The 25,226-nt window shown below is 63.7% G+C and carries 20 protein-coding genes and 1 pseudogene; 13 read left to right on the top strand and 8 right to left on the bottom strand.

Features of this window, described 5'->3' with window-relative positions; all coding sequences use genetic code 11:
- Window positions 1-14: 14 nt before the first annotated feature.
- Window positions 15-839: pseudogene (locus tag C266_RS04695) on the top strand (methionine ABC transporter ATP-binding protein); the annotation flags it as partial.
- A gap of 55 nt (window positions 840-894) precedes the next feature.
- On the top strand, window positions 895-1,539 hold the full coding sequence (locus C266_RS04690) for a methionine ABC transporter permease (protein WP_010804552.1): 645 nt from the start codon (window positions 895-897) through the stop codon (window positions 1,537-1,539).
- Between the two features lie 82 nt (window positions 1,540-1,621).
- Here C266_RS04690 and ggt read toward each other — a convergent pair whose 3' ends face one another.
- Both ggt and C266_RS04680 read right to left on the bottom strand, forming a co-directional pair.
- The gene (gene ggt, locus C266_RS04685) at window positions 1,622-3,349 is read right to left on the bottom strand and encodes a gamma-glutamyltransferase (RefSeq protein ID WP_010804551.1); all 1,728 of its coding nucleotides are present in this window, start codon (window positions 3,347-3,349) and stop codon (window positions 1,622-1,624) included.
- A gap of 454 nt (window positions 3,350-3,803) precedes the next feature.
- Entirely contained in the window at window positions 3,804-4,463 is a 660-nt protein-coding gene (locus C266_RS04680) for a M24 family metallopeptidase (protein ID WP_010804550.1), read from the bottom strand.
- A 216-nt stretch (window positions 4,464-4,679) separates the two neighbouring features.
- On the opposite strand from C266_RS04680, the gene C266_RS04675 reads away from it, so the two are divergent.
- Window positions 4,680-6,122 carry a PLP-dependent aminotransferase family protein gene (locus C266_RS04675; RefSeq protein ID WP_036661432.1) on the top strand — a complete coding sequence of 481 codons (1,443 nt, stop codon included), beginning with the start codon at window positions 4,680-4,682 and terminating at the stop codon, window positions 6,120-6,122.
- 19 nt (window positions 6,123-6,141) lie between these two features.
- On the opposite strand, the gene C266_RS04670 is transcribed toward C266_RS04675, so the two are convergent.
- From C266_RS04670 to cyoA, 5 genes are all read right to left on the bottom strand, one after another.
- Complete coding sequence (locus C266_RS04670; RefSeq protein ID WP_371257030.1) at window positions 6,142-6,864, bottom strand: SURF1 family protein; 723 nt, start codon at window positions 6,862-6,864, stop codon at window positions 6,142-6,144.
- Between the two features lie 138 nt (window positions 6,865-7,002).
- Window positions 7,003-7,398: a cytochrome o ubiquinol oxidase subunit IV gene (gene cyoD / locus C266_RS04665; RefSeq protein ID WP_010804547.1), complete on the bottom strand. Its 396-nt coding sequence runs from the start codon at window positions 7,396-7,398 to the stop codon at window positions 7,003-7,005.
- Complete coding sequence (gene cyoC / locus C266_RS04660) at window positions 7,395-8,063, bottom strand: cytochrome o ubiquinol oxidase subunit III (RefSeq protein ID WP_036661430.1); 669 nt, start codon at window positions 8,061-8,063, stop codon at window positions 7,395-7,397. The genes cyoD and cyoC overlap by 4 nt, the downstream gene beginning before the upstream one ends.
- Window positions 8,056-10,047, bottom strand: a complete 1,992-nt coding sequence (gene cyoB, locus C266_RS04655) for a cytochrome o ubiquinol oxidase subunit I (RefSeq protein ID WP_010804545.1) — start codon at window positions 10,045-10,047, stop codon at window positions 8,056-8,058. The genes cyoC and cyoB overlap by 8 nt, the downstream gene beginning before the upstream one ends.
- 65 nt (window positions 10,048-10,112) lie before the next feature.
- The gene (gene cyoA, locus C266_RS04650; protein WP_051126130.1) at window positions 10,113-11,147 is read right to left on the bottom strand and encodes a ubiquinol oxidase subunit II; all 1,035 of its coding nucleotides are present in this window, start codon (window positions 11,145-11,147) and stop codon (window positions 10,113-10,115) included.
- 160 nt (window positions 11,148-11,307) lie between these two features.
- On the opposite strand from cyoA, the gene C266_RS04645 reads away from it, so the two are divergent.
- Complete coding sequence (locus C266_RS04645) at window positions 11,308-12,642, top strand: MFS transporter (RefSeq protein ID WP_010804543.1); 1,335 nt, start codon at window positions 11,308-11,310, stop codon at window positions 12,640-12,642.
- Window positions 12,643-12,709: 67 nt separating this feature from the next.
- Here the strand turns inward: C266_RS04645 and C266_RS04640 are convergent, their stop codons facing one another.
- A complete protein-coding gene (locus C266_RS04640; RefSeq protein WP_036661427.1) occupies window positions 12,710-13,594 on the bottom strand; it encodes a LysR substrate-binding domain-containing protein in 885 nt (294 codons plus the stop codon).
- Between the two features lie 150 nt (window positions 13,595-13,744).
- Between C266_RS04640 and C266_RS04635 the strand changes: the two genes are divergently transcribed.
- The 9 genes from C266_RS04635 (at window position 13,745) to C266_RS04595 (ending at window position 25,215) form a co-directional block, all read left to right on the top strand.
- The gene (locus C266_RS04635; protein WP_370855853.1) at window positions 13,745-14,770 is read left to right on the top strand and encodes an ABC transporter ATP-binding protein; all 1,026 of its coding nucleotides are present in this window, start codon (window positions 13,745-13,747) and stop codon (window positions 14,768-14,770) included.
- Window positions 14,767-15,861, top strand: a complete 1,095-nt coding sequence (locus C266_RS04630) for an ABC transporter ATP-binding protein (RefSeq protein ID WP_010804540.1) — start codon at window positions 14,767-14,769, stop codon at window positions 15,859-15,861. Before C266_RS04635 ends, C266_RS04630 begins: the two co-directional genes overlap by 4 nt.
- A 41-nt stretch (window positions 15,862-15,902) precedes the next feature.
- Window positions 15,903-17,405 carry an ABC transporter substrate-binding protein gene (locus tag C266_RS04625; protein ID WP_010804539.1) on the top strand — a complete coding sequence of 501 codons (1,503 nt, stop codon included), beginning with the start codon at window positions 15,903-15,905 and terminating at the stop codon, window positions 17,403-17,405.
- Between the two features lie 33 nt (window positions 17,406-17,438).
- Complete coding sequence (locus C266_RS04620; RefSeq protein WP_010804538.1) at window positions 17,439-18,383, top strand: ABC transporter permease; 945 nt, start codon at window positions 17,439-17,441, stop codon at window positions 18,381-18,383.
- Window positions 18,384-18,396: 13 nt separating this feature from the next.
- Window positions 18,397-19,320 (top strand): ABC transporter permease, encoded by a 924-nt coding sequence (locus C266_RS04615; protein ID WP_010804537.1) that lies wholly within the window; start codon window positions 18,397-18,399, stop codon window positions 19,318-19,320.
- Between the two features lie 85 nt (window positions 19,321-19,405).
- Entirely contained in the window at window positions 19,406-21,043 is a 1,638-nt protein-coding gene (locus tag C266_RS04610; RefSeq protein WP_010804536.1) for a gamma-glutamyltransferase family protein, read from the top strand.
- Window positions 21,044-21,360: 317 nt separating this feature from the next.
- On the top strand, window positions 21,361-23,784 hold the full coding sequence (locus tag C266_RS04605) for an MCP four helix bundle domain-containing protein (protein ID WP_010804535.1): 2,424 nt from the start codon (window positions 21,361-21,363) through the stop codon (window positions 23,782-23,784).
- Window positions 23,785-23,900: 116 nt separating this feature from the next.
- The gene (locus C266_RS28285) at window positions 23,901-24,629 is read left to right on the top strand and encodes a methyl-accepting chemotaxis protein (protein ID WP_010804534.1); all 729 of its coding nucleotides are present in this window, start codon (window positions 23,901-23,903) and stop codon (window positions 24,627-24,629) included.
- A 16-nt stretch (window positions 24,630-24,645) separates the two neighbouring features.
- Entirely contained in the window at window positions 24,646-25,215 is a 570-nt protein-coding gene (locus tag C266_RS04595; RefSeq protein WP_010804533.1) for a hypothetical protein, read from the top strand.
- The last annotated feature ends 11 nt before the right edge of the window (window positions 25,216-25,226 follow it).

Here is a 25,226-nt window from a genome sequence, read left to right as displayed (position 1 = left end):
CAGCGAGGAACGCGATGACTACCCGACACACGTCGACGGCACCCGTCACCCGGCTGCCAACCGCAGCCGCACGCGAAGTTGCCCACATCACGTTCGATGGGCTTGGCAAGATTTACGCGGAGGCCTCGAGCGCCGCGCTTCAGGACATCTCGTTTGCGGTGCAACGCGGCGAGAGTTTCGGCATCATCGGCCGCAGCGGTGCCGGAAAATCCACACTGCTGCGAACGATCAATGCGCTGGAGCTGCCGAGCAGCGGACATGTCAAGGTCGACGGCATCAATGTCGCGACGCTCGGCGAAGACGCGCTCGTGGGCCTGCGCCGTCGGGTCGGCATGATCTTTCAGCACTTCAATCTCCTTTCGGCGAAGACCGTCTTCGAGAATGTTGCGTTGCCGCTGCGCGTGGCGGGCGTGCCCAAAGCACAGATCGCCCCGCGCGTGAACGAACTGCTCTCGCTCGTGGGGCTGGCGGGCAAAGCCGAGGCCTATCCCGCGATGCTCTCGGGGGGACAGAAGCAACGCGTCGGCATCGCGCGGGCGCTCGTGCATCGCCCCGAGATTTTGTTATGCGATGAGGCGACATCGGCACTCGACCCCGAGACGACCGACGCAATCCTCACGCTGCTCGGCGACGTGCAGCGCGAGTTCGGGCTGACGGTCGTGCTCATCACCCACGACATGGGCGTGATTCATCAGGCGTGCGAACGCGTGCTGGTGCTCGATCAGGGGCGCATCGTCGAATTGGGCACGGTCGACGAAGTCTTCGCGAATCCGCAGGCCGACGCGACACGCGCGTTGCTGCGACCGCTTCAACATGCCTGGCAAGGCCGGCTTGCGTCGCCGGCAGTGCGTGCGCAAGCGCAGGTTCACGCCCTCTGAATTTCCCGGAATGCCCATGATCGATAAATATCTGCGCGCGCTTGGCGAAACCTTGCTGATGGTGACGAGCGCGTGCGCCATCGTCTTCGCGATAGGCATGTTGCTGGCCGTGGTGCTGGTCGTCACCGCACCGGGCGGTCTGGCGCCGCGACCGCGGCTGAACCGCGGACTGTCTGTCGTCGTGAACCTGTTTCGCGCCATACCGTTCATCATTCTGTTGGTCGCACTGCTGCCCGTCACACGCTGGATCGTCGGCACGACGATGGGGACATGGGCGGCCGTGGTGCCGCTGGCCGTGCACCTGATTCCGTTCTTTGCACGCGTGACGCAGGTGGGGCTGCGCGAAATCGAGCCGGGGCTGATCGAGGCGGCGCGTGCGATGGGCTGCCGCCGCTGGCATATCGTGCGGCACGTGTTGTTGCCCGAGGCCTTGCCCGCGATTCTGGGCGGTGCGACGGTGACCGTCATTGCGATGGTCGGCGCGTCGGCGATGGCCGGTGCCGTCGGCGCGGGCGGGCTGGGCGATCTGGCGGTGCGCTACGGCTACGAGCGCTATGAGACGAGCGTCATGTTCAATGTGATCGCCATTCTTGTCGCCCTCGTCACGCTCGTGCAGTTCGCCGGCGAGCGGTTGGCGCGTCGCGTCGATCACCGTCGCTGAGGGCTTCGCAAAACAAAATGGGGCCGCTCGCGCGGCCCCATCGGCTGACCGGACCCGGACACGGTCCGGATCACGTCATGCCTCAATACCCGAGCGCGAGACCCGTATTGCGGCGCGGATCGTTCGAACCGTAGTAACGGTTCTTGCCGATCGGCTTGCCGCCAAGCGATGGCGCACCGACGAGAATGGCGGCGATGTGGTTCGCCGGTTGCGGACCGGCAAACTTCTGACCCCAGCTCTCGAGGATCTTCTGCGTGTCCGGGCTCAGCGCGAACGGTTCGATGTTGGTGGCTTCAGGCATCCACTGCTGATGGAAGCGCGGTGCATCGACGGCTTCCTGCAGATTCATGCCGTAGTCGATCACGTTGAGCATCGTCAGCAGCGTTGCCGTGATGATGCGGCTGCCGCCCGGCGTACCGACGACCATGACCGGCTTGCCATCCTTTGTGACAATGGTCGGGCTCATCGACGACAGCGGACGGCGGCCCGGGCCGATGGCGTTCGCTTCACCCTGGATCAGACCATACAGGTTCGGCACGCCCACCTTGGCGGTGAAGTCGTCCATTTCATCGTTGAGCAGCACACCGGTGCCGTTGGCCATGACCTTCGCGCCGAACCAATCGTTGAGCGTGTAGGTGACCGACACGGCGTTGCCGTCGCGATCGATGATCGAGTAGTGCGTGGTGTTGCTGCCTTCATGCGGCGGCACGCCCGGCTTGATCTCTTGCGAGATACCGGCCTTTTGCGGGTTGATGGCAGCGCGAATCTTGGCGGCGTAGTTCTTGTCGAGCAACTGCGCGATCGGGTTCTTTATGAAGTCCGGGTCGCCCAGATAGCTGTTGCGGTCGACGTATGCATGACGCATTGCCTCGATGGTGTAGTGCACGCCCTGTGCCGAGTGGTAACCCAGTTCCTTCATCGGGTAGCCTTCGAGGATGTTCATGATCTCGCAGATCACGACGCCGCCCGAGCTGGGGGGCGGGGCCGATACCACGTGATAGCCGCGATAGTCACACTCGACCGGCGCCAGTTCGCGCGTCTTGTACTGATCGAGGTCCGCTTGCGTGATGATGCCGCCGCCGGCCTTCACCGACGCCACGAGCTTGCTGGCGACTTCACCCTTGTAGAAGCCGTCGGTGCCCTTGGCGCTGATCAGCTTGAGCGTGCGCGCGAGGTCCTTCTGCACCAGGCGCTCGCCCGGCTGGAACGGCTGCCCTTTGTTCAGGAAGATGGCGCCGGAGTTGGCGCGGTCCTTCTCGAAATCCTTGGTCGACGTCCACAGCATGTCGACGTCGCCCCGATCGAGCACGAAGCCCTTGTCCGCCAGCGTGACGGCCGGCGCGAGCAGCTGCTGACGCGTCTTCGTGCCGTACTTCTCGCGCGCATACTCCATGCCCGACACGGTGCCCGGCACGCCCACGGCCAGATAACCGGTGGTGGAGGCGCCCTTGATGACGTTGCCGTCCTTGTCGAGATACATGTTTGCCGTGGCGGCGAGCGGGGCCTTCTCGCGGAAGTCGAGGAAGGTCTTGCGGCCGTCGGCGAGCTGGATCGTCATGAAGCCGCCGCCGCCGATATTGCCTGCGGCCGGATACACCACGGCAAGGGCATAACCCACGGCAACGGCGGCGTCGATGGCGTTACCGCCAGCCTTGAGCACGTCTACGCCGACTTTCGACGCGAGGTGCTGGGCCGTGACGACCATCCCGTTCTCGGCACCGACCGGTGCTTGCGAGGCTGCGTGAGCGTTGAATAGCGCACAGCTCAGGGCTGTTGCCAGAAGCGCTTTGGTGAGAGTTGGGTTTTTCATCGTCTTTCTATGGTTCTTGTCTGAGCGGGATAAATGGAACTTCCACTGCACCTGCGACGGACGCACGACCGGCAGTTCGCCCACGCACAGTGCCTGAGGCCGGCGCTGTTCCGGGGCGACGTCTCCGCTGCCGTATGACTGACGTGCGTAAAAAATCCGTCGGCTATCGAACGTTAACGCATAACGGGTAATTGGGGAAAGATGTGCCAAAAGTCCGGGCGGCGGGCCACAACGCCACATCGGGTGGCTCTGGACATTTCGCCAAAATGTGCTCGCGCCTTCACCGGCAAGCGTTTGGCCATATTTGGGGTCGGATGATGGGGAGGGATTGTCCACCGAAACCGGGCGGATCGCGATGCGCAAAGAGGCGAAAAGATAAGATTCCACCCCGATGCTGTTGCGCTGTCACCACGTCGTCATGGCCTGGGCGGCGCGATGCCGCTCGCGGGGCGAATCAGACCAGCAGGTCTTCGTAGAACGCGCCGAACGCACGCGTCGGGTGCGCGATCTGGATCTCCAGAATCCACAGGCCGCCGCTGGGGGTGTCGGTCAGGTCGGCCAGTTTGCCTGCCTTGTAGATGGCGTGGGGGAAGTCGCTCACGCGGTGGCCTTTCATGTCGAGGTTGAGCACCCAGCCCATCGCCCCGGCTTGCTGCTTCGCGAACTCGTACAGGGCCTGGCCGCTCACGCCTTGCGTGCGCCAGTGATCCCGCACGATACCGAACAGGCGCTTCGCGTCGTCGGCACAGCGTTGCATCTCGGCGTCGGTGCCGGTCGTGTGCGTGAAACCGCAATCGCCCTCGTGTGCACCGAATACCACGCCGATGTCGACGAAGTAGATATCGTCTTCGCCGAGCACCGGATCGTCGTCGCTGCGCTCGCCGAACGTGCGCAGGGTGTTCTTGCCGAAGCGGATCAGCACCGGATGCCAGATGCGATCCATGCCAAGCGTGTCGAGCAGCGCCTTGCTCGCGGTAATGGCTTCCGATTCGCACATGCCGGGCTTGATGAGCGCGGCGATCTTCTCGGCCGCCTCCCACGTGAGGGCCTGAGCGCGTTGCATGGCGGCAGCGCTGAACTTCGCCCCGACCGCTTCTCTTTGTGCCAACTCCATCGAATCTCTCCACTGATCGTCATGACTTTGAGGGGCCACTTGTCGCGTTGCAGCCTGCGGCACAAGGGGCACGTCGATAAGAATACGGTCTGACTTGTATAATTCGAAGCGCCAATTATCGAGTGTTTGATTGGTCCACTTTGGGTTTTCCGTGCGGCGCCGCACGAATTTGCGAGCCTTTCTCCATCCCTGCGCCCCTTCTCCTTATCCACTGCCATGCGCCGACGACACCTCAGCCAATCGCTTGAATTGCCGCTTGCGGATCGTCGCGAGAAGGAGACGCGTCAGGCATGGGTCTATCGCTGTGTGCGAGAGCGCATCGTGGCGGGCGAGCTGCGGCGAGGCGACAGGCTGCCATCGACACGCACGCTGGCGGAGCGATGGGGAGTGTCGCGTGGCATCGTTACGCTGGCTTTCGAGCAATTGACGCTCGAGGGCTATGTGGCGAGCCGCGTCGGCGCGGGTACGGAGGTCGTCGCGGATCTGGCTGCGGCAGCGACGTCATCTCGTGCCATGCAGGACGCTGGGACGCCGGTCGTGCCGTTACCCGAAAACGCCGCGTCGATTGCGCTCAAGACGGGCCGTTCGGTCGATGCCGCGTTGTTCTCTCTGTCGACGTGGCGCAAGCACATGAACCGCGCGCTGCGCGCCGTCACCCCCGAGTTGCTGGCAGACACCGATCCTCGCGGCTATTTGCCGCTGCGAGAGAGCATCGCGCGATATGTGCGCATGACACGCGGTATTGCTTGCGACGCCGCCGAGATTGTCGTGACGACCGGCATCCGCCATGCGATCGATCTCGTCACCGATGTGCTGGCGGGCGACAACACGGCGTTCTATCTCGAAGACCCCGGATACAAGAATCTGGCGTCGCTGCTCAAGGTGCCGCCGCAGCGCTGCGTGAGCGTGCCGGTCGACGACGAAGGCTTTGTCGTGACGGCCGCAGACCGTGCGGGGGCGGCGCGTCCGGGTATCGCCTACGTCACGCCCGCACATCAGGCGCCGTTAGGCACCACCATGTCGATCAACCGACGCGTGCAACTGCTCGAATGGGCGTCGGCGCGCGACGTGTGGATCGTCGAGGATGACTACGACAGCGAGTTCAGTTACGGCAGCGCGCCATTGCCGGCGCTCAAGGCCATCGATACCGACACCCGCGTGATTCACTGCAGCAGCTTCAACAAGTCGCTGTTCCCGTCGCTGCGCATCGGTTATTTGCTGGCACCTCCGGCGTTGCTTACCCGTATTGCCGGGCTTCGCTCGGCATCGGGGCGGGCCAACAGTCTTATCGAGCAGATGGCATTGGCGAGCTATATCGATGCTGGCGATTTCGCGCGGCATTTGCGCGCTTCGCGCAGCGTCTATCTGCGCCGCCGCAATCTACTACTCGACGCGCTTCGCGCGCGGCTAACGACGCCCTGCCGCATTACCGGCGAGCATGCAGGCTTTCACTTCTTGCTTTGGTTACCCCCGCGCGCCGACGAAGCGGCGCTTGTCGCGACGCTGCGTGGGCAGGGCGTATTCGTGGAAGGACTGGCGGAGTTCACCCGGTCGCAGGCTATCGCCCCCGGACTGGTACTGGGCTATGCCGCGCTCGACGACGCACGGCTGCCGGAGATTGCGTCGCGGATCGCCGACGCCATTGCGGCGGCGGCGTGAGGCCGCGTCGTTCCGGGTCTTACTCGGCGCGCTTGCGCAGTTCGAGCCGGATGACGAACCAGCCGGCCACAGCCGACATGAGGGCCAGCGCATACCACGTCAGCAGATAGCTCATGTGGTTGTTCGGGAACTGCACCACCGTGAGTCCGCCCACGGGGTAGTCGCGTGCGGGGGGCTTGCCGGTGAGGGCTTCGGCGTCGCCCCGGACGGCGTTGGTGCCGGCATTCGCACCCGGTTTGCCGTCGGCGTCGATGAAATACGGCGCGACATCGGTTGCTGTCAGGCCGCGAGCGGCTGCAATGCCGGCGACGTCGCGCGAATACCAGAGGTTTTCCGCCGGTGCGTTCTTGCGCAGGAAGCCACCGCCCGGCTCGGGCATGCGCAACAGACCGGTGACGGTGACTTCGCCCGCCGGTGCGGGCGGTGCGGCTTCTTTCCAACCGGGCGGCACGAAGCCTCGGTTGACGAGCACTTCGCCGCCGTCAGCCGTGCGCAGCGGCGTGAGCACCCAATACCCGCCACCCAGATCGGTAACGGCCTGCACTAACGTGTCTTTGTCGAACTGATACGCGCCGGTGAGCGAGACGTGACGATATTCGTCGTCGGCTGCGTTGACGGCGGCCCACTGCGAACGCACGGGGGCCGGGGCCGGCGGGGCATGCACGCGGGAATTGACGCGCTCGATCAGATCGAGCTTCCAGGCGCGGCGCTGGAGTTGCCAGGTGCCGAGGGAGGCGAACACGGAGATCAATACCAGCGTGATGACGCCGAGGACGACCAGCCGAAGGGGGGAGGGACGGGCGGGCGCGCCGGAAGCGCGCGGGGGACGCTGTGCGCCCCCCGAATCATGAAGTCGATTGCTGCTCAAGGGAAATGCCGTTCAAGGAAGGTTTTTCGTATCCTGCATCATACCCGGCATCATGTTCTGGTTCAGGTGATACATCACCCATAGCGAGCCCGACAGCGTGATTACCACCAGCACGATCGTGAAGATCAGCGACAACAGGTTCCAGCCGCCTTCGGACTTCCCGTTCATGTGCAGGAAGTAGATCATGTGCACGACGATCTGTATCGCGCCCAGAAACAGAATCATGATGGCAGTGGTGCTCGATTTTTCGAACACGCCGCCCATCACGAACCAGAACGGAATGGCGGTGAGCACGACCGACAGGATGAAGCCGGTCGTATAGCCGCGCAGGGTACTGTGCGGTCCCTCATCGTCATGGTCGTGGTCGTGCCCGTCGGCATCGTGCAACGTCGAGTCGTGGGTGCTCACGGCAGCGCTCCCATCAGATAGACAAACGTGAAGACGCCGATCCACACGACGTCGAGAAAGTGCCAGAACATCGACAGGCACATCAGGCGGCGGCGGTTGGGCGCCGTGAGGCCATGCTTGCCGACCTGCACCATCAGGGTGATGAGCCAGATGATGCCGAACGTGACGTGCAGCCCGTGCGTGCTCACCAGCGTGAAGAACGAGGAGAGGAACGCGCTGCGCCACGGGCCGGCGCCTTCGTGAATGAAGGTCGCGAATTCATACAGTTCCAGCGAGAGAAATGCGGCCCCGAGCACGCCGGTGACGGCCAGCCAGCCGAGCACGGCGCTTTGGCGGCGCTTCTGCATCTCGAGCATCGCGAAACCGTAGGTAATCGACGAGAGCAGCAGGAAAGTCGTATTCACTGCCACGAGCGGCAGCTCGAACAGCTCTGCGCCGGTCGGCCCGCCCGCGTAGTTGCGCCCGAGCACGCCATACGCCGCAAATAGACAGGCGAAGACGAGACAGTCGCTCATCAGGTAGACCCAGAAGCCGAGCAAGGTCCCACCTGGCGGGTGGTAGTCGCTCGTCATCATGAACTTCAACTCGCCGTCGCGCGGCGGGCTCGGGGCGTGGGCCCCGAGCGGGGCGCCCCCTGGCGGGAAGGTAGCGGTCGTGTCAGACATTCTGGGCGAGCAGTCGCGTGCGCGCTGCCTCCGTGTGTTCGACCTGATCGGCCGGGATGTAGTACTCGCGGTGATAGTTGAACGTATGACCGATCGCGACCGCGAGCAGCGCCACGAACGCGACGATCACCACCAGCCACATGTGCCAGATGAGCCCAAAGCCGCAGACCGTCGAAAGCCCCGCGAGGATGATGCCCGCGCCCGTGTTCTTCGGCATGTGAATCGGGATGAAACCGGTCTCCGGACGCTTGAAGCCGTGCTGCTTCATCTGCCACCAGGCGTCGTTGTCGTGAACGATCGGCGTGAAGGCGAAGTTGTAGGCCGGCGGCGGCGACGACGTCGACCATTCCAGCGTGCGGCCATTCCACGGGTCGCCCGTCTCGTCGCGCAGTTGCTCGCGGCGCATGAAGCTCACCACGAGCTGGATGATGAAGCAGCCGATACCGATGGCGATGAGCAGGGCGCCCACGGCGGCGGTCTGGAACCAGATTTGCAGCGACATATCGTCGAAGTGGCTCACGCGGCGCGTCACGCCCATCAGACCGAGCAGATACAGCGGCATGAAGGCGACGTAGAAGCCGATGAACCAGAACCAGAACGAGCACTTGCCCCAGAACGGATCGAGACGGTAACCGAAGGCCTTGGGAAACCAGTAGGTAATCGCGGCCATGACCCCGAAGATCACGCCGCCGATGATCACGTTGTGGAAGTGCGCAATCAGGAACAGGCCGTTATGCAGCGAGAAGTCCGCCGGCGGCACGGCGAGCAGCACGCCGGTCATGCCGCCGATGACGAACGTCACCATGAAGCCGACCGTCCAGAGCATCGGCACCTCGAAGTGGATACGCCCGCGATACATGGTGAACAGCCAGTTGAACATCTTCGCCCCGGTCGGTATCGAGATGATCATCGTGGTGATGCCGAAGAACGAATTCACACTGGCGCCGGAGCCCATTGTGAAGAAGTGGTGCAGCCATACGAGGTACGACAGCACGGTAATCACGACCGTCGCATAGACCATCGACGCATAGCCGAACAGACGCTTGCCGGAGAACGTGGCGACAACTTCGGAGAACACGCCGAACACCGGCAGCACGAGAATGTAGACCTCGGGGTGGCCCCAGATCCAGATCAGGTTCACGTACATCATGGCGTTGCCGCCGAGATCGTTCGTGAAGAAATTGGTGCCCGCGTAGCGATCCAGCGCCAGCAGTACGAGCACGGCGGTCAGCACCGGGAAAGCGGCCACGATCAGCACGTTCGTGCACAGCGAGGTCCACGTGAAGACCGGCATGCGCATCATCGACATACCCGGCGCGCGCATCTTCACAATGGTCACGAGCAGGTTGATCCCCGAGAGCAGGGTGCCGATCCCGGCGATCTGTAGTGCCCAAATGTAGTAATCGACTCCGACATCCGGACTCTGCAGCACACCCGACAAGGGCGGATACGCCAGCCAGCCGGTGCGGGCGAATTCGCCGACGAACAGCGACATCATCACGAGCATGGCACCGCTCGTCGTCATCCAGAAGCTGAAGTTGTTGAGAAACGGGAACGCCACGTCGCGCGCGCCGATTTGCAGTGGCACCACGAAGTTCATGAGGCCGGTCACGAGCGGCATCGCCACGAAGAAAATCATGATCACGCCGTGCGCGGTGAAGATCTGGTCGTAGTGATGCGGCGGCAGATACCCCATGTTGTCGCCGAACGAGACCGCCTGTTGCAAACGCATCATCGCGGCGTCGGCAAAGCCGCGCAGCAACATGATGATGCCGAGGATCACGTACATGACGCCAATCTTCTTGTGATCGATGCTCGTGAACCACTCACGCCACAGATAGCCCCACAGTTTGAAGTACGTGATGGCGCCCAGTACGGCAATGCCGCCGATCGCCACGCCCGCGAACGTCGCGAGCAGGATCGGTTCGTGGTACGGGATCGCCTCGAGCGTGAGGCGGCCGAAGATCAGCTTGACGATGTCCATAAGCGAGAGCCTGGAATCATTCGCGCGCGAGGCGCATCATTGTCGGGGGTTGCGCGCGGCGCGCGTCACTGCGTGAGCTCCTCACCGGGGGCACGCCGCATGCCGGAAGCGAACTGCACGGTGTTTTCTGCCGTGCACATCGCATCGGCAAGCAACGCATCGGTTCTGCCTGCGGGCGCTCGGCTCGCGTGCTGGTGATTGGGCTGATCCATCATGTCCTTCAGACAAGGCTGCCCAGGCTGCACGCAGCGGTTCAGAATCGCGTCGTAGAGATTGGGCGCCACGTCGCCGTAGTAATGCACGGGTACCCATTCGCTCGGCTTCTCAAGCGCCGCGTACTTGTCGCGCGTGAGGTTGTCGCCCTTCGTCTTGACCTGCTGCACCCACGCATCGAAATCGTCTGCCGAGAGACCGTGGAACTTGAAGCGCATGCCCGAGAAGCCTGCGCCGCTGTAGTTCGCGGAGAAACCGTCATAGATGCCGGGCTTGTTGATGATCGCGTGGAGCTTCGTCTCCATGCCTGGCATCGCATAGATCTGACCCGCGAGTGCGGGCACGAAGAACGAGTTCATCATCGTGGTCGACGTGATCTCGAAACGGATCGGCCGGTCCACCGGTGCGGCCAGTTCGTTGACAGTCGCAATGCCTTGATCGGGATAGAAGAACAGCCACTTCCAGTCCATCGCAACCACTTGTACCGTGAGCGCTCGCGTGTCGGGCGGGAGATCGCGTCTGGCGTCGATGCGCTCGAGTGGACGGTACGGGTCGAGCTTGTGCGTGCTCACCCAGGTGAGCGCCCCGAGCGCGATGATAATCAGCAGCGGCGCGGCCCAGATGAGCAGTTCGAGCAGCGTCGAGTGATCCCATTCGGGGGTATAGACCGCGTTCTTGTTCGAGGCGCGGTAGCGCCACGCAAAGAGCAATGTCAGCACGATCACCGGAACGATGATCAGCAACATCAAGACGGTGGAAACGATGATGATGTCCCGCTGCCTTACCGCGAGATCGCCCGAAGGCGACATCAAGACGGTATTGCATCCGGACAGCAACGCGGCGGCGGGGAGTAAAAGTACCCCGCGAAGGAACTTGGGGGAAGTCATGCTGCGATCGATGGAACCGTAGCCTCAGACCGGGTCCATCATGGACTTCCCACCCTGATGCAGCAATTGAGGGTAAACCCTATAGCGTCGATTCGCGATACCTGCGATGCTTTTCTGGCACGAGTGTCATGGTCATCCCGATCCGCAAGGGGGTCCGATAATGTCAAGCAGTGCTCATCAACCGCCGACGCCGCCGGGCGTCACCGTCGCGACGACGGCGCACGATCACGGGAGCAAGTCCCGCATTGCGCCGGAGGAAATCGCGGTCGGGGTGGTCGTCGGCCGCGCCTCCGAGTACTTCGACTTCTTTGTGTTCGGCATCGCCGCCGTGCTCGTCTTTCCCCACGTTTTCTTTCCATTTGCCGACGGTCTGCGCGGCCTGTTGTACGCGTTCACGATTTTCTCCTTCGCGTTTATCTCGCGTCCCTTCGGCACCGCGCTGTTCATGACCGTGCAGCGCCGCTGGGGCCGCAGTGTGAAGCTCACGGCGGCGCTGTTCGTGCTCGGCACGGCGACGGCCGGCATGGCGTTCCTGCCGGGCTATTCGGTGTTGGGTGAGCGCTCCATCTGGCTGCTCGCTTTCTTCCGTCTGGTGCAGGGCATCGGCTTTGGCGGCTCGTGGGACGGCTTGCCGTCGTTACTCGCCATGAACGCCCCGCCACAGCGGCGCGGGTGGTATTCGATGATGGGGCAGTTGGGCGCACCGATCGGCTTCATCATCGCGGCGGGGCTGTTCCTGTTCCTGCACTGGAGTCTCGAGTCCGACGACTTCCTCTCGTGGGGCTGGCGGTATCCGTTCTATGTCGCTTTCGCCGTGAATGTGGTGGCGCTGTTCGCGCGGTTGCGTCTGGTGGTGACGCACGAATACACGGAGATGCTGGAAGAGGGCCAACTGGAGCCGATCAGCACGCGTGAGATGGTGCGCTCGCAGGGCTATAACATTTTTCTCGGTGCATTTGCGGCGCTGGCCAGCTATGCGCTCTTCCATCTGGTGACGGTATTTCCGCTGTCGTGGATTGCCTTGCAAAACACGCAGGATCTGAACAGCGTGTTGATTGTGCAGCTATGCGGTGCGGTGATCGCCATCGTGTGCACGGTCATTTCCGGACGCATTGCCGACCGCATCGGCCGGCGCACCACGTTGGGCCTGTTTGCCATCTTCATCGGGGTGTTTGCTCTCTTTGCGCCATTCCTGATGGGCGGTAGCTCGACACGGCAGGACATCTTCATTCTGGTCGGCTTTGCGCTGCTCGGGTTGTCGTACGGGCAGGCGGCCGGGACGGTGACGTCGAACTTCGAGCAACGTTTCCGTTACACGGGGGCGGCGCTGACGACCGATTTCGCATGGCTGTTCGGTGCGGCGTTCGCGCCGCTCGTGGCGCTGGGATTGTCGGCCGAGTTCGGACTGATCGCCGTGAGTGCCTATTTGCTCTCGGGCACGGTCTGCACATTGCTGGCGTTGCGCATCAACAAAGCCTTCGAGACACGCGACTGACGCTGCGCGTCACATCGTTTCTGCCGACGGCGCGACGAGTTCGCGCCGTTTTTACGTTCCGGGGGAATCACACGTCTTGCAGCATGCCGGCGATGGCGGCCGTGATGTTGTGCGTGCGCGAATCGTGTTCGCGATGAATCATCCCGACCATGCGCAGCAAAGGCGGCTGCGCAATCGGAACGATGCGCAACAGCGGGTCGGATTGCCAGTCGCCGCGATGCAGCAGCGGCAGAACGGACACGCCGACATTCTTGCGCACAAGTGCGGCAATCGTTTCGATGGAGTTCAGCTCGAGGTATTCGGACACACTGAGTTTTGCCGCGCGCAACGCCTGCTCGACCACCATCCCGGTGCGAACGCGCCGGTCGAAGCGCAGAAACGCGTGTTCGTCGAGAATGCGCTGCGGGTCGGTCTCGCGGAGTTCCGTCTCGATCACGTCGCGATTCACAATCATGACCATCGGTTCGGTGTAGAGCGGCGTCCACACCAGTCCGTCGGCACGGGCATCGTCGGCGCGTGCGACCACGGCGGCGATATCGACTTCGCCTTGTTCGACGAGTTCGGTGAGTTCGTCCGAGCGTGCCGACGTGAGCCGTACGTCGAGCCGGGGATGCGCCGTCTTGAGTTCTGCGACCGCGAGCGACAACGCGCCGATGACCGACACCACTGCGCCGATAGTGACCGGGCCGTGCATGGCATCGATGGGGGTCGCGGTCAGTTCGGCCGTGAGTGCCAGAATCTGCTCCACGCGGGGAAACAGGTCGCGCCCCTGACGTGTGAGCGTGATCTGCCGCCCGCGCCGATCGAACAACCGCTGGCCGACGGCGTCTTCGAGCCCCCGCATTTGCAGGCTGACCGCCGCCTGGGTCAACGCGGCACGCTCCGCTGCCGCCGCGAACGAGCCGGTTTGCGCCACCAACCGGAACGTCTTCAACATCCGCAATGTCAGCATTTGGAAGTTAAAAATAATTTAAGGATGAAAAAGAAATATTAATATTTCTTTTGATCGCGTGGGAGACATAATCGTGTCATGCACCTCCCTCATGACCGGCTTGCCGGCAAGCAGGGCAAGAAGACCGACCCACACAACGCGCCCATGACCATGCCCGCAGACGCTGGGCCGGTGCTCGATGTCACCGGACTATCGCTGAAATTTTCCAAGGCGTCCGACGCGCCCAACCTGATCGACGGCGTCTCGTTTGCCGTGCATCCCGGCAAGACGCTGTGCATCGTCGGCGAATCGGGATGCGGCAAGAGCGTGACGTCGCTCGCGCTCATGGGGTTGTTGCCGAGCCCGCCGGCCAATGTCGTGGCGGGCCGGGCGATGTTCGAAGGCCGGGATTTGCTGGCGCTGGACGAGCGCGAGTTTGCCGATCTGCGCGGCAATCGGCTTGCGATGATCTTTCAGGAGCCGATGACCTCGCTGAATCCGGCGTTCACCATCGGTCATCAGATTGAAGAAGGCATTCGCCGCCACCGGGGGCTGGACCGGCGCGCGGCGCGCGCCGAGGCGCTCGACATGCTCAAGCGGGTGCGCATTCCCGCACCCGAGACGCGGCTCGACAACTATCCGCACGAACTCTCCGGCGGCATGCGCCAGCGCGTGATGATCGCGATGGCGCTGGCCAATCGACCCGCGCTACTTATCGCCGACGAGCCGACCACGGCGCTCGACGTGACGATTCAGGCGCAGGTGCTCTCGCTGATTCAGACACTGCAGCGAGAAACCGGTACCGCGGTTGTCCTCATTACGCACGATCTGGGCGTGGTGGCGGAAGTCGCCGACGATGTGGCCGTGATGTATGCGGGGCGCATCGTCGAATATGGCACGGTCGATGAGATTTTCGACGACCCCCAGCATCCTTACACCATCGGGCTGATGGGGGCGATTCCGTCGATCGGCAAGCGCGACGGCACGCTCGCCACCATTCGCGGCACCGTGCCGTCGCCGGAGCGCATGCCTGCCGGCTGCCGTTTTGCACCGCGTTGCCCGTTCGCCGAAGCCCGCTGCACCCGCGAGGCGCCTGCGCAGCGCACGCTGTCCGGCGCGCATCGCGTCGCCTGCTGGCTTGCGCCAGTCGAAGCGCTGACACCTCCCGCCGCGCCGATGGAAGAGGTTGCCGTATGAACGCCCCATCCTCATCCCCGCTGCTTGAAGCGCGCGACCTGACCAAGCACTTCGGCGGACATCGCGTCGGCTTTTCCCGTGCTCCTACGGTGTATGCCGTCAATGGCGTCTCGTTTGCCGTACAGGCGGGCGAGACGTTCGCCATCGTGGGCGAATCCGGCTGCGGGAAATCCACCCTGGGACGGCTGCTCCTGCGCCTGCTCGACGCCACGCGCGGCGAAGTGCGCTATCAGGGCGAAGACATCATGACGCTGGGCGCGGGGGCGATGCGCCGTCTGCGGCGCGAATTGCAGATCATCTTTCAAGACCCGTTCGCGTCGCTCAATCCGAGCATGACGGTGGGCGGACTGATTGGCGAACCCATCGCCCTGCATGGGCTCGCGCGCGGGCGCGCCCGCGACGAACGCGTGGCCGAACTGCTGCGCACCGTCGGTCTGCAACCTGACTATGCGCAGCGCTTTCCGCACGAATTCTCCGGCGGTCAGCGTCAGCGCATCGGCATCGCACGCGCGTTGGCGGGTGAGCCGCGCGTGATCGTTGGCGACGAGCCGGTCTCGGCGCTGGACGTTTCGGTACAGGCGCAGGTCATCAATCTGCTGGAGCGCCTCAAGCACGACTTCGGCCTGACGCTCATCATGGTTGCCCACGATCTGGCGGTGATTCGTCACATGAGCGACCGCGTGGCCGTGATGTATCTCGGCGAGATTGTGGAGCTGGCGAGTGCCGACGCGCTGTTCGACAACCCTTTGCACCCCTACACCCAGGCGCTCCTGCAAGCCATTCCGGCGAGCCGCCCGCACCTGCGGCGCGAACGTGCGCCGCTGGGCGGCGAATTACCGAGCCCGACCGCCCCGCCGCCCGGCTGCCGTTTCCATCCGCGATGCCCGCATGCAAAGCCCGCGTGCCGCGAGCAACGGCCGATCGACGAAGTGCTGCCCGACGGGCGGCAGGTGGCCTGCCATTTCTGGCGTGAGATTCAGAACGCCGGTGCGAGCCCCGCGCGCGCGACGGCACCCAGCGAGAAGCTGGGGGAGCGTCTCGCGCTGTATCGCGCCCGGCAGGCACAGGCGGACATTGCAATCACCGGTTAACCCTCATTTCACCACTCCATCACACTCAAGGGATCTCACGCATGCGCAACGTTTTGCTCGATCTTGTTCTGGCGGCGTCTTTGACGGCCGGTGCGGCCTCTGCGATGGCGCAGTCGACCCTTCGCATCGGTTTGCAGGAGGACATCGGTTCGCTCGATCCCGCTCGCAGTTCGCAGGTCGTCGATCGCATGGTGCTGCGTTCTCTGTGCAGCTCGCTGGTCGATATCAGCACCGATCTGAAGTTCGTGCCGATGCTCGCCACGTCGTGGAGCGTCAGCGCCGACGGGAAGACATGGACGTTCAAGCTGCGTCAGGGCGTGAAATTCCACGACGACGAGCCGTTCAACGCGCGTGCCGTCAAGGCCAACCTCGACCGCGCACGCAGCCTGCCGGCGAGCAATCGCAAGAGCGAGCTGTCCTCCATCGATCGCGTCGACGCCGTTGACGACACGACCGTCAACATCGTGCTCAAGGCACCCGATTCTGCGCTGCTCGCCACGCTGTCCGACCGCGCGGGCATGATGCTCGCGCCCAAGACGCTCGCCGACGACGCCGCCGTGCAGGCTCGCCCCGTGTGCTCCGGGCCGTACAAGTTCGTGCAACGTGTGCAGAACGATCGTGTGGTGCTGGAGAAATTCGCGGGCTTCTGGGATGCCGACAAGTATCCGACACAGAAGGTCATCTTCCTGCCGATTCCCGACACGACCGTGCGATTGGCCAATGTGCGTTCGGGCTCGCTCGATATGCTCGAACGCCTCTCGCCGTCCGATGTGAAGTCGGTCAAGCGCGATGCCAACCTGAACTTCGTCTCCATCGATGGGCTGGGTTATTACGGCCTGACGTTCAACGTGGCGGCGAACGCGCCGAAAGCGTTGCGTGACAAGCGCGTGCGTCAGGCGTTCGATCTGGCGATCGATCGCGACGCCATCAACCAGGTCATCGGCGGCGGTATCTTCACGCCGGCCAATCAGGCGCTGCCGCGTTCGGGCCAGTACTACGATACGTCGATCAAGACGACCAAGCGCGATGTGGCCAAGGCGAAGGCACTGCTCAAGTCTGCGGGCTTCGAAAAGGTCGACGTGACGCTGAGCTTCGGCAACAACACGGTGGCCAATCAGATGGCGCAGATGTTGCAAGCGATGCTTGCCGAGGCGGGCATAACGCTGAAACTGCGTCCGATGGACTACGCGGCGGCGCTCGATGCGGCCCACCGCGGAGACTTCGACGTGCTCTATAACGGCTGGTCGGGGCGTGTCGACCCCGACGGCAATCTGCATCAGTTCGTCACCTGCAAAGGCAACCTGAACTACGGCCAGTACTGCAATGCCGACGTCGACAGGCTGCTGAACGAGGCGCGCGTGAAGTCGAGCGTGGCCGAGCGCAAGCCGCTCTACGATGGCGCGAACAAGATCCTGGCCGACGAGAATCCCATCCTCTATCTGTACGTGCAGCCGTGGCCGTATGTGCTCAGCAAGAAGGTGCAAGGGTTCGTCGCCTATCCCGACGGGCTGATTCGCCTGCGCGGCGTGAGCGTGAAGGGATAAGCGGGATAACCGGGATAAGGAGAAGGAGCCACCATGCTGCGCCTCGTCGTTCATCGTGCGCTGGTTGCGATCCCCACGCTCATCATCGTGTCGATGATGATCTTCGGGCTACAGAAGATGTTGCCCGGCGATCCCGTGCTCGCGATGGCCGGCGAGGACCAGAACCCGCAGGTCATCGCGGCACTGCGTGAGAAGTATCACCTCGACAAGCCGTTGCCCACGCAGTACGCGCTATGGATCGGCGATGTACTGCAGGGGAATCTCGGCACCTCATTGCGCACGGGCGAGCCGGTGACGACACTCATCGCGCAGAAGCTGCCCGTCACGCTGCAACTGGCGATGTTCGGTCTGGTGATCGCCATCGGGATCGGCATTCCGCTGGGCATTCTGTCGGCTGCCAATCGAGGCAAGGCGGTCGATTACGGCGCGAACGTGCTGGCGTTGTCGGGTATGTCGATCCCGAACTTCTGGCTCGGCATTCTGCTGATCTTTCTCGTCTCCGTGCGCTGGCAGTTGTTGCCGTCCTCGGGCTACGTGCCGCCGGGCGAAGACCTGTGGATGAGCTTCAAGACGATGGTGATGCCCGCGTTCGTGCTCGGGGCGGCGCTGGGCGCGCAATTGATGCGCCACACGCGCAGCGCCATGCTCGGCGTGCTGCGCACCGACTACATTCGCACGGCGCGCGCCAAGGGCCTGCTGCGCGGCACCGTTGTGCTCAAGCACGCGCTGCGTAATGCTCTGATTCCCATCGTGACGGTACTCGCACTGCTTTTCGGCGAGTTGCTCGCCGGTGCCGTGCTTACCGAGCAAGTCTTCACGATTCCGGGCTTCGGCAAGCTGATCGTCGACGCCGTGTTCAACCGCGACTATGCGGTGGTGCAGGGCGTCGTGCTGGTGACGGCGGCCGGTTTCATCGTCCTGAACCTGCTGGCCGACGTGCTCTACGTCTTGCTCAACCCGCGCCTGCGTCGCGCCTGAGACCTTTCCGAACATGGCCGCATTGCCAACGACTTCTTCTGCATCGCCGACCCCCGAAGGGAGCCGTCCCGTCGCGGCCGCAGCCGGCGCCGAACGTTTGCCGCGACGCCGGCATCGCGGGCTGCGCAAGTTCGTGCGCAACCGGGCGGCGGTCGCGGGCGCCGTCATTGTGGCGTTCGCGGTGATCGTCGCGATCTTCGCACCGTGGCTGTCGCCTTACGATCCGGTTGCCACGAGCTTCATGACCGTGCGGCAGGCGCCAAGTGCCCTGCACTGGTTCGGTACCGACGAGCTAGGCCGCGACGTGCTCGCCCGCATGATCTTCGGCGCGCGCGCGTCGCTCGCGGCGGGCGTGGTGTCGGTGGGCATTGCGGTGATTATCGGTGTGCCGCTGGGTCTGCTCGCGGGGTATTTCGGCCGTTGGGTCGACGCCATCATCTCGCGACTGGCCGACGCGCTGCTGTCCATCCCGTTCCTGATTCTGGCGATTGCGATGGCGGCGTTCCTGGGCGCGAGCCTTACGAACGCGATGATCGCCATCGGCGTCTCCGCGATGCCGCGTTTCGTGCGGCTCGCCCGGGCGCAGGCGCTCACCGTCAAGGCGGAAGAGTATGTGGAAGGGGCGCGCGCCATTGGCCTCACCGACACGCGCATCATCGTGCGCTACATCTTGCCGAACGTGCTGCCGCCGATCATCGTGCAGGCGAGCCTGACGGTGGCCACCGCCATCATCGCCGAGGCGAGCCTGTCGTTTTTGGGGCTGGGACAATTGCCGCCTTTGCCGTCGTGGGGCTCGATGCTCAATACGGCAAAGGACTTTGTCGAACAGGCGCCCTGGATGTCCATTTTTCCCGGTATCGCCATCTTCTTGACGGTACTCGGCTTCAACCTGCTGGGCGACGGCTTGCGCGACGCGCTCGATCCGCGCGAGCAATAGCACGACGAGAGACGCGATACTCGACAGCATCGCCACCTGACAGGCCCATTCCAACCATTCGAGACAAAGGTCAACAGCGAGTCCCATGACGCAATTCAATTGGCAGAATCCGTACCCGACACCGCGCCTGCCGGTGTTCGCCCGAAATATCGTGTCGACGTCGCACCCGCTTGCCGCGCAAGCCGGTCTGCGCATTCTTTGGCAGGGCGGCAATGCCGTCGACGCGGCGATTGCCGCCGCCGCGTGCATGACGGTCGTCGAGCCGGTGTCCAATGGCCTTGGCGGCGACTGTTTCGCGCTGATCTGGGACGGCAAGGCGCTGCACGGCCTGAACGCCTCGGGCGTTGCCCCCGCCGCGTGGAACGTCGACTATTTCCGTAAAAAGTACGGCGAGCAGCATGGCATCGCCAAGCAGCCGATGCGCGGAGTCGACACCACCACCGTGCCCGGCGTAATTGCCGGCTGGGAGGCGCTGCACGCCAAGTTCGGCAAGCTGCCGTTCGCCGACCTCATGGCGCCGGCCATCGAGATCGCCGAGCGCGGGCATGCCGTGGCGCACATCGTCGCGCGCAAATGGGCGGCGGCGGTGCCGGAGTTGAAAGACTTTCCGGGCTACGCGCAGACGTTCATGCCGAATGGCCGCGCCCCGACGACGAGCGAGATGGTCCGCATGCCGGGCCATGCGCGCACGTTGCGCATGCTCGCCGAGCACGGACCGCGCGCCTATTACGAAGGTGAGATCGCGCAGCGTATCGCCGCATGGTCGGCGCAGCATGGTGGCGCGATGACGACCGACGATCTGCGCAACTACCGTGCGGACTGGGTCAAACCCATCGAGAAGGACTATCGCGGCTACACCGTGCATGAGATTCCGCCGAACGGGCAGGGCATCGCGGCACTCATGGCGCTGGGCATTCTCGAGAAGTTCGACGTGTCGCGTCTGGCCGTCGACCGGGTGCATTCGCAGCACTTGCAGATCGAAGCGATGAAGCTCGCGTTCGCCGATCTCTATAAATACGTTGCCGATCCGCGTTCCATGGAAGTCACGCCCGAGCAGATGCTCGACGACGCCTATCTCACCGCGCGTGCCAAGCTCATCGACCCGGAGCGCGCATCGCATTTCGACTTCGGCATGCCGAAGTCCGGCGGCACGATCTATCTCGCGGCGGCCGACGAGCAGGGCATGATGGTGAGCTTCATCCAGTCGAACTACATGGGCTTCGGCTCCGGCGTCGTGGTGCCGGACCTGGGCATCGCGCTGCAAAATCGCGGCTGCGGTTTTTCCATGGACCCGAAGTCGGCCAACGTGGTCGAGGGCGGCAAGCGTCCGTTCCACACGATCATCCCGGCGTTCCTCACACAGAAGGTCGACGGCAAGCACGAGGCCGTGATGAGCTTCGGCGTGATGGGCGGCGACATGCAGCCGCAAGGCCATCTGCAATCGATCGTGCGGATGATCGACTACGGCCAGCAGCCGCAGGCGGCGTGCGACGCACCGCGCTGGAAGGTCAATCGCGACTTCACCGTCGATATCGAATCGACGCTTGACCGCGAAACGGTGGCCGGGCTGGTGGCGATGGGTCATCGGCTGAAGTCTGTCGACGACCCGTACATGGACTTCGGCTCGGGCCAGTACATCTGGCGCCTGGATCGCAACGATCCGGAACGCGGCTATGTCGCCGCCAGCGACAGTCGCCGCGACGGTCTGGCCGCCGGTTACTGAGCCAGGCGTCGTCCGAACAGCGCCGGTAGCGCGTGTGCCTTGCACCGTGCCACCGGCGCTGTTCTCGTTTGTGGGGGACGTTGTGCGGACCGGAGCGGGGCGCGCGGCGATGTTCGTGTGCACTCACTCGTCTCGGATTCCTACAAGGCATTGCCGGATCGAGGATACGTGAAGCTTCTGTTGATTCATCGAATCGTCACGATTCGCCCGCAATAATCACATCGCACGAGGAATCTACAAACTAATTCGGCGGCCGATCTACTGCGTCAGTTCGCGCGTGGCACCGGGCGCCGGTGCGACCCCGGGGAAACGACGCAATGACGATCCGTCATCGAATAACGCTATTGGTGATCCTGACGTTTGTGGCGCTCTCGATCATTGGTGGCTACGCGGTCTATCAGACTCGCGCCAGCGCTCATAAGGTGCGGCAGGTTACGGAAGGCGTAGTGCCGAGCGCGCTGGCTTCCGCCGATCTCGTCTCGCAAGTCAAGGCGGTGCAGATCGCCACCATGACGCTGGTCTACGCGCCGGACGACACCGTCGTCGAGCAGGCGCTCGATAATCTCAAGAAACTGCGCGGCGAAATTGACCAGTCGCTTGCCCGTCAGGCGCAAGGCGCCGCGAGCGACGCCCAGAAGGGGTTGGTGACGCAAGCCCGCGAGAGCGTCGAGAACTACTTCAACGCGATCAGCGACACCGCCAAGCTCAAGCAGGCCGGCAAGACCGAGATGGCGCAGGCGTTTCTCTTCGCGATGGTCGCGCAGTATCGCGACGAACTCGAAGGCGTAGTCAACACGCTTCGTGTCGAGAAGAACCGTCAGAAAGACTCGGCCATCGCCACGCTCAACGACACGCTCTCGACCACCACTACGGCCATCGCGCTGGTGACCGGGTTGGCGATCGTGCTGCTCACGGCCATTGGTGCGCTGCTGTATCGCCAGATCACGCGTCCCCTCTCGCGCATGCAGGCCATGATGAGCGAGATCGCGAACAGCCAGGACTTCACCCGCCGGGTGCCGGTCGGCCGTATGGATGAAATCGGGCATTCGATCGTGGCGTTCAACGGCATGATCGAGAAGATTCAGGAGCGCTCGGCGCAACTCAAGCAGAAGACGGCCGACATTCAGGCGATGTTGCAGAACATGCAGCAGGGCATTCTGACGGTCGTCGACGGCTCGAAGGTTCATGGCGAATACTCGGCTTACCTCGAAGCGATCTTCGAGACGCAGGACATCGCCGGGCGCCCCGTCATGGAATTGGTCTTCGGCGAGAGCGATCTGGGTTCGAATGCGCTCTCGCAGGTCGAGGCCGCCATCGACGCCTGTATCGGGCAGGACGCCATCAACTTCGCCTTTAACGAACACCTGCTGGTGGGCGAGATCGGTAAGCGCATGCCCGACGGCCGGGTGAAGCAACTCGATCTGACGTGGTCGGCGATCACCGACGAGAGCGACACGATCCTGCGTCTGATGCTGTGTGTGCGCGATGTGACAGAGCTGCGCGAACTCGCCGCCGAGGCGAACGAGCAGAAGCAGCGGCTGGAGATGATCGGCGAGATTCTGGCGGTGAGTCAGGAGAAGTTCCATCACTTCATCGAAAGCTCGACCGGCTTCATTCGCGAGAACGAACGCATCATCCGCAAGCATTCGCAAGCCGACAGTGCGGCCATCGCGGAGCTGTTCCGCAACATGCACACCATTAAGGGCAACGCGCGCACATATAACCTGCAATATCTGACGAACGTCGTGCACGAGACCGAGCAGCGCTATCACGATCTGCGTCAGCCCGACGTCGCTCGTCTGTGGGATCAGGACGGCCTGATGCGCGAACTCGAACGCGTGCGCGAAGCGGTCGACACCTACGCCCAAATCAATGAGATGAGTCTCGGCCGCAAGGGCCCGGGCAGAGCCGCCGACGAACAGTCGATGGTGGTCGATCGCGCGCACATCCGGGCCAGCCTGCGCATGCTCGAAGCGGCCGATCCGAACGATCCGCAGCAACTTGTCGCCATGCGCGACGCCGTGCACCAGACGCTGCGTCTGCTGGGCACCGAAGGCGTGGGCGAAGCGCTGGGCGGTGTGCTGGATTCGTTGCCGTCGCTTGCGGCCGAACTCGGCAAGCCGGCCCCGGCCGTGCGAATCGACGACAACGGCTACCGCCTGCGATCGCCCGCCGTGCGGATTCTGCGCGACGTGTTCATGCACCTGCTGCGCAATTCGATGGATCACGGGCTGGAGAGTGCGGACGAGCGTCGTATGAAGGGTAAGCCGCCCGCGGGCACCATCGACATCGAAGTCGGCCTTGACCACAACATGCTGCAAGTCACGCTCGCCGACGACGGTCGCGGGCTGGCGCTGCACCGTATCCGCAATATCGCCGTTCAGCGCGGCTGGATTACCGCCGAGACCTATGTGACGGACGAGCAGATTGCCCAGTTCATCTTCCGTCCGGGCTTCTCGACGGCAGCGCAAGTCACCGAAGTGTCGGGGCGCGGGGTGGGCATGGATGCCGTGCAGGACTTCGTGCGCCGCGAACATGGCCGTATCGAACTGCGCTTCACCGACGAGCGCAAGGGTGCCGAATTCCGTCAGTTCCAGACGGTGGTGTGTCTGCCCGACAACCTGGTGGTCGATGGCTTCGATCTGAACAGTGTGGCGGCCGATGCCGTGGACCTGCCGGCCATCGAGGCTGGCGAGCGATCGGCCTCGCGCGGTGGTCTGTCGCAAGCCGACAAGGTTTGAGGCGCCGCCACACCGTTGGCATCGTCGGCACCGCTGGCACAGTAAGCACGATGGGCAAGGCGGCGCGGACCTGACGGGTCTGCCGCCGCCGTGCCGCTTTCGGAGACGAATGGCGTATGGAAGCAGTGGAATGGCTGTTGGCAGGGGCGCTGGCCGGCGTGATCGGCGCGGGTGCGGTGGCGTTTGTCGCGCATCGCTGGCGCATGGCGCGGGCCACCGCACATTGGCGTGCGCTGACCAAGACGCACGACGAAGCGTTGGCGCAGGCGCTGGAGCGTGAGCGTCTGGCCGTGACAAGCCGCGAGGAAGGCGCCCACGCGCACGACGAGGCGCTTGCCGCGCTACGGGCCAGTCTGACGCAGGCGGAACTGGATTTGGAGGCTGCACGCAAGTCGGAGGCGGCCGTGCTCGAGGCGAAGGGCCTCTGGCAGGCCGAGGCGCAACGCATTGCCGCAGAGGCCGCGCGCCTGCGCGGTCTGGCGGCGACGTTCGAGCGCTGGCACGAGCAGATGATCTCGCTCATGACGCAGAACCAGGACATGCACGCGAAGAACCACGAACTGGCGTCGATTGTCCGGCACGTGCTGATCGTGTCGCTGAACGCGTCCATCGAAGCGGCGCGTGCGGGCTCGGCAGGGCGCGGCTTTGGCATCGTTGCCGGCGAAGTGCGCTCGCTCGCCACGCGCTCGGAGGAGCTTTCGAAGAGCTACCGCGACAGCCTGCACCGCAACGACGTGACGACCACCGCGACGTTTCAGGACATTCAGGCGGGCGGCAAAATGATTGCGGCCTCGCTCTCGAGCGTCGAATCGTTGGCCCAGCAGTTGCATTCCCGTCTTCACTAAGCAGGCAGGTTTCGTTGTGATCAGCGCCCACGCACGCGACAGTTTCGAACGCATTCTGCACAAGGCGGTCCGCACGCGGCTGGCCCGCACACCCGACACCGCGTGCGACATCGTGCCGCTCAAGGTACGTCAGACAGATTCGGCCGCCTCGGATGCCGACGTCGATATGGCGACGCGGTACGCCAACGTGGTCGTGCTCACGATCTCGTCCATCGGTTTTCGCATGCTGCTGGTGCTGCATTTCGACGAGGACGACGTCACCACCCGGTATTTCGCGGGCGACGCGCAGGACAAGCCGTTTCGCGAAGTCTTCCTCGAAATCAGCAATCTCTGCTGTGGGGCGATCAATCAGGAACTGCTCGCCTACTTCCCCGATCTGGGCATGTCGACGCCGTACGTGCTGAGCGCGCGCTGCGTGCCTCACCTCATGCAGCTCAAACCGAACCATCTGGCATCGTGGGACATCATGCTCGACGGCTCGGTGCGTCTGGCTGCCACGCTGTGCGTTTGCGCGCACGCGCCGCTCGACTTCGACGCCGAACTCAGCGTGACGCAGGACAGCAGCGGCGAACTGGAATTGTTTTGAATCGGCGCACG

Source organism: Pandoraea sp. SD6-2 (genome assembly GCF_000389825.1).
GTDB classification, from domain to species: domain Bacteria; phylum Pseudomonadota; class Gammaproteobacteria; order Burkholderiales; family Burkholderiaceae; genus Pandoraea; species Pandoraea communis.
The sequence above is the reverse complement of the archived record's forward strand: the minus strand, read 5'-3'. Positions and strand labels throughout refer to the sequence as shown.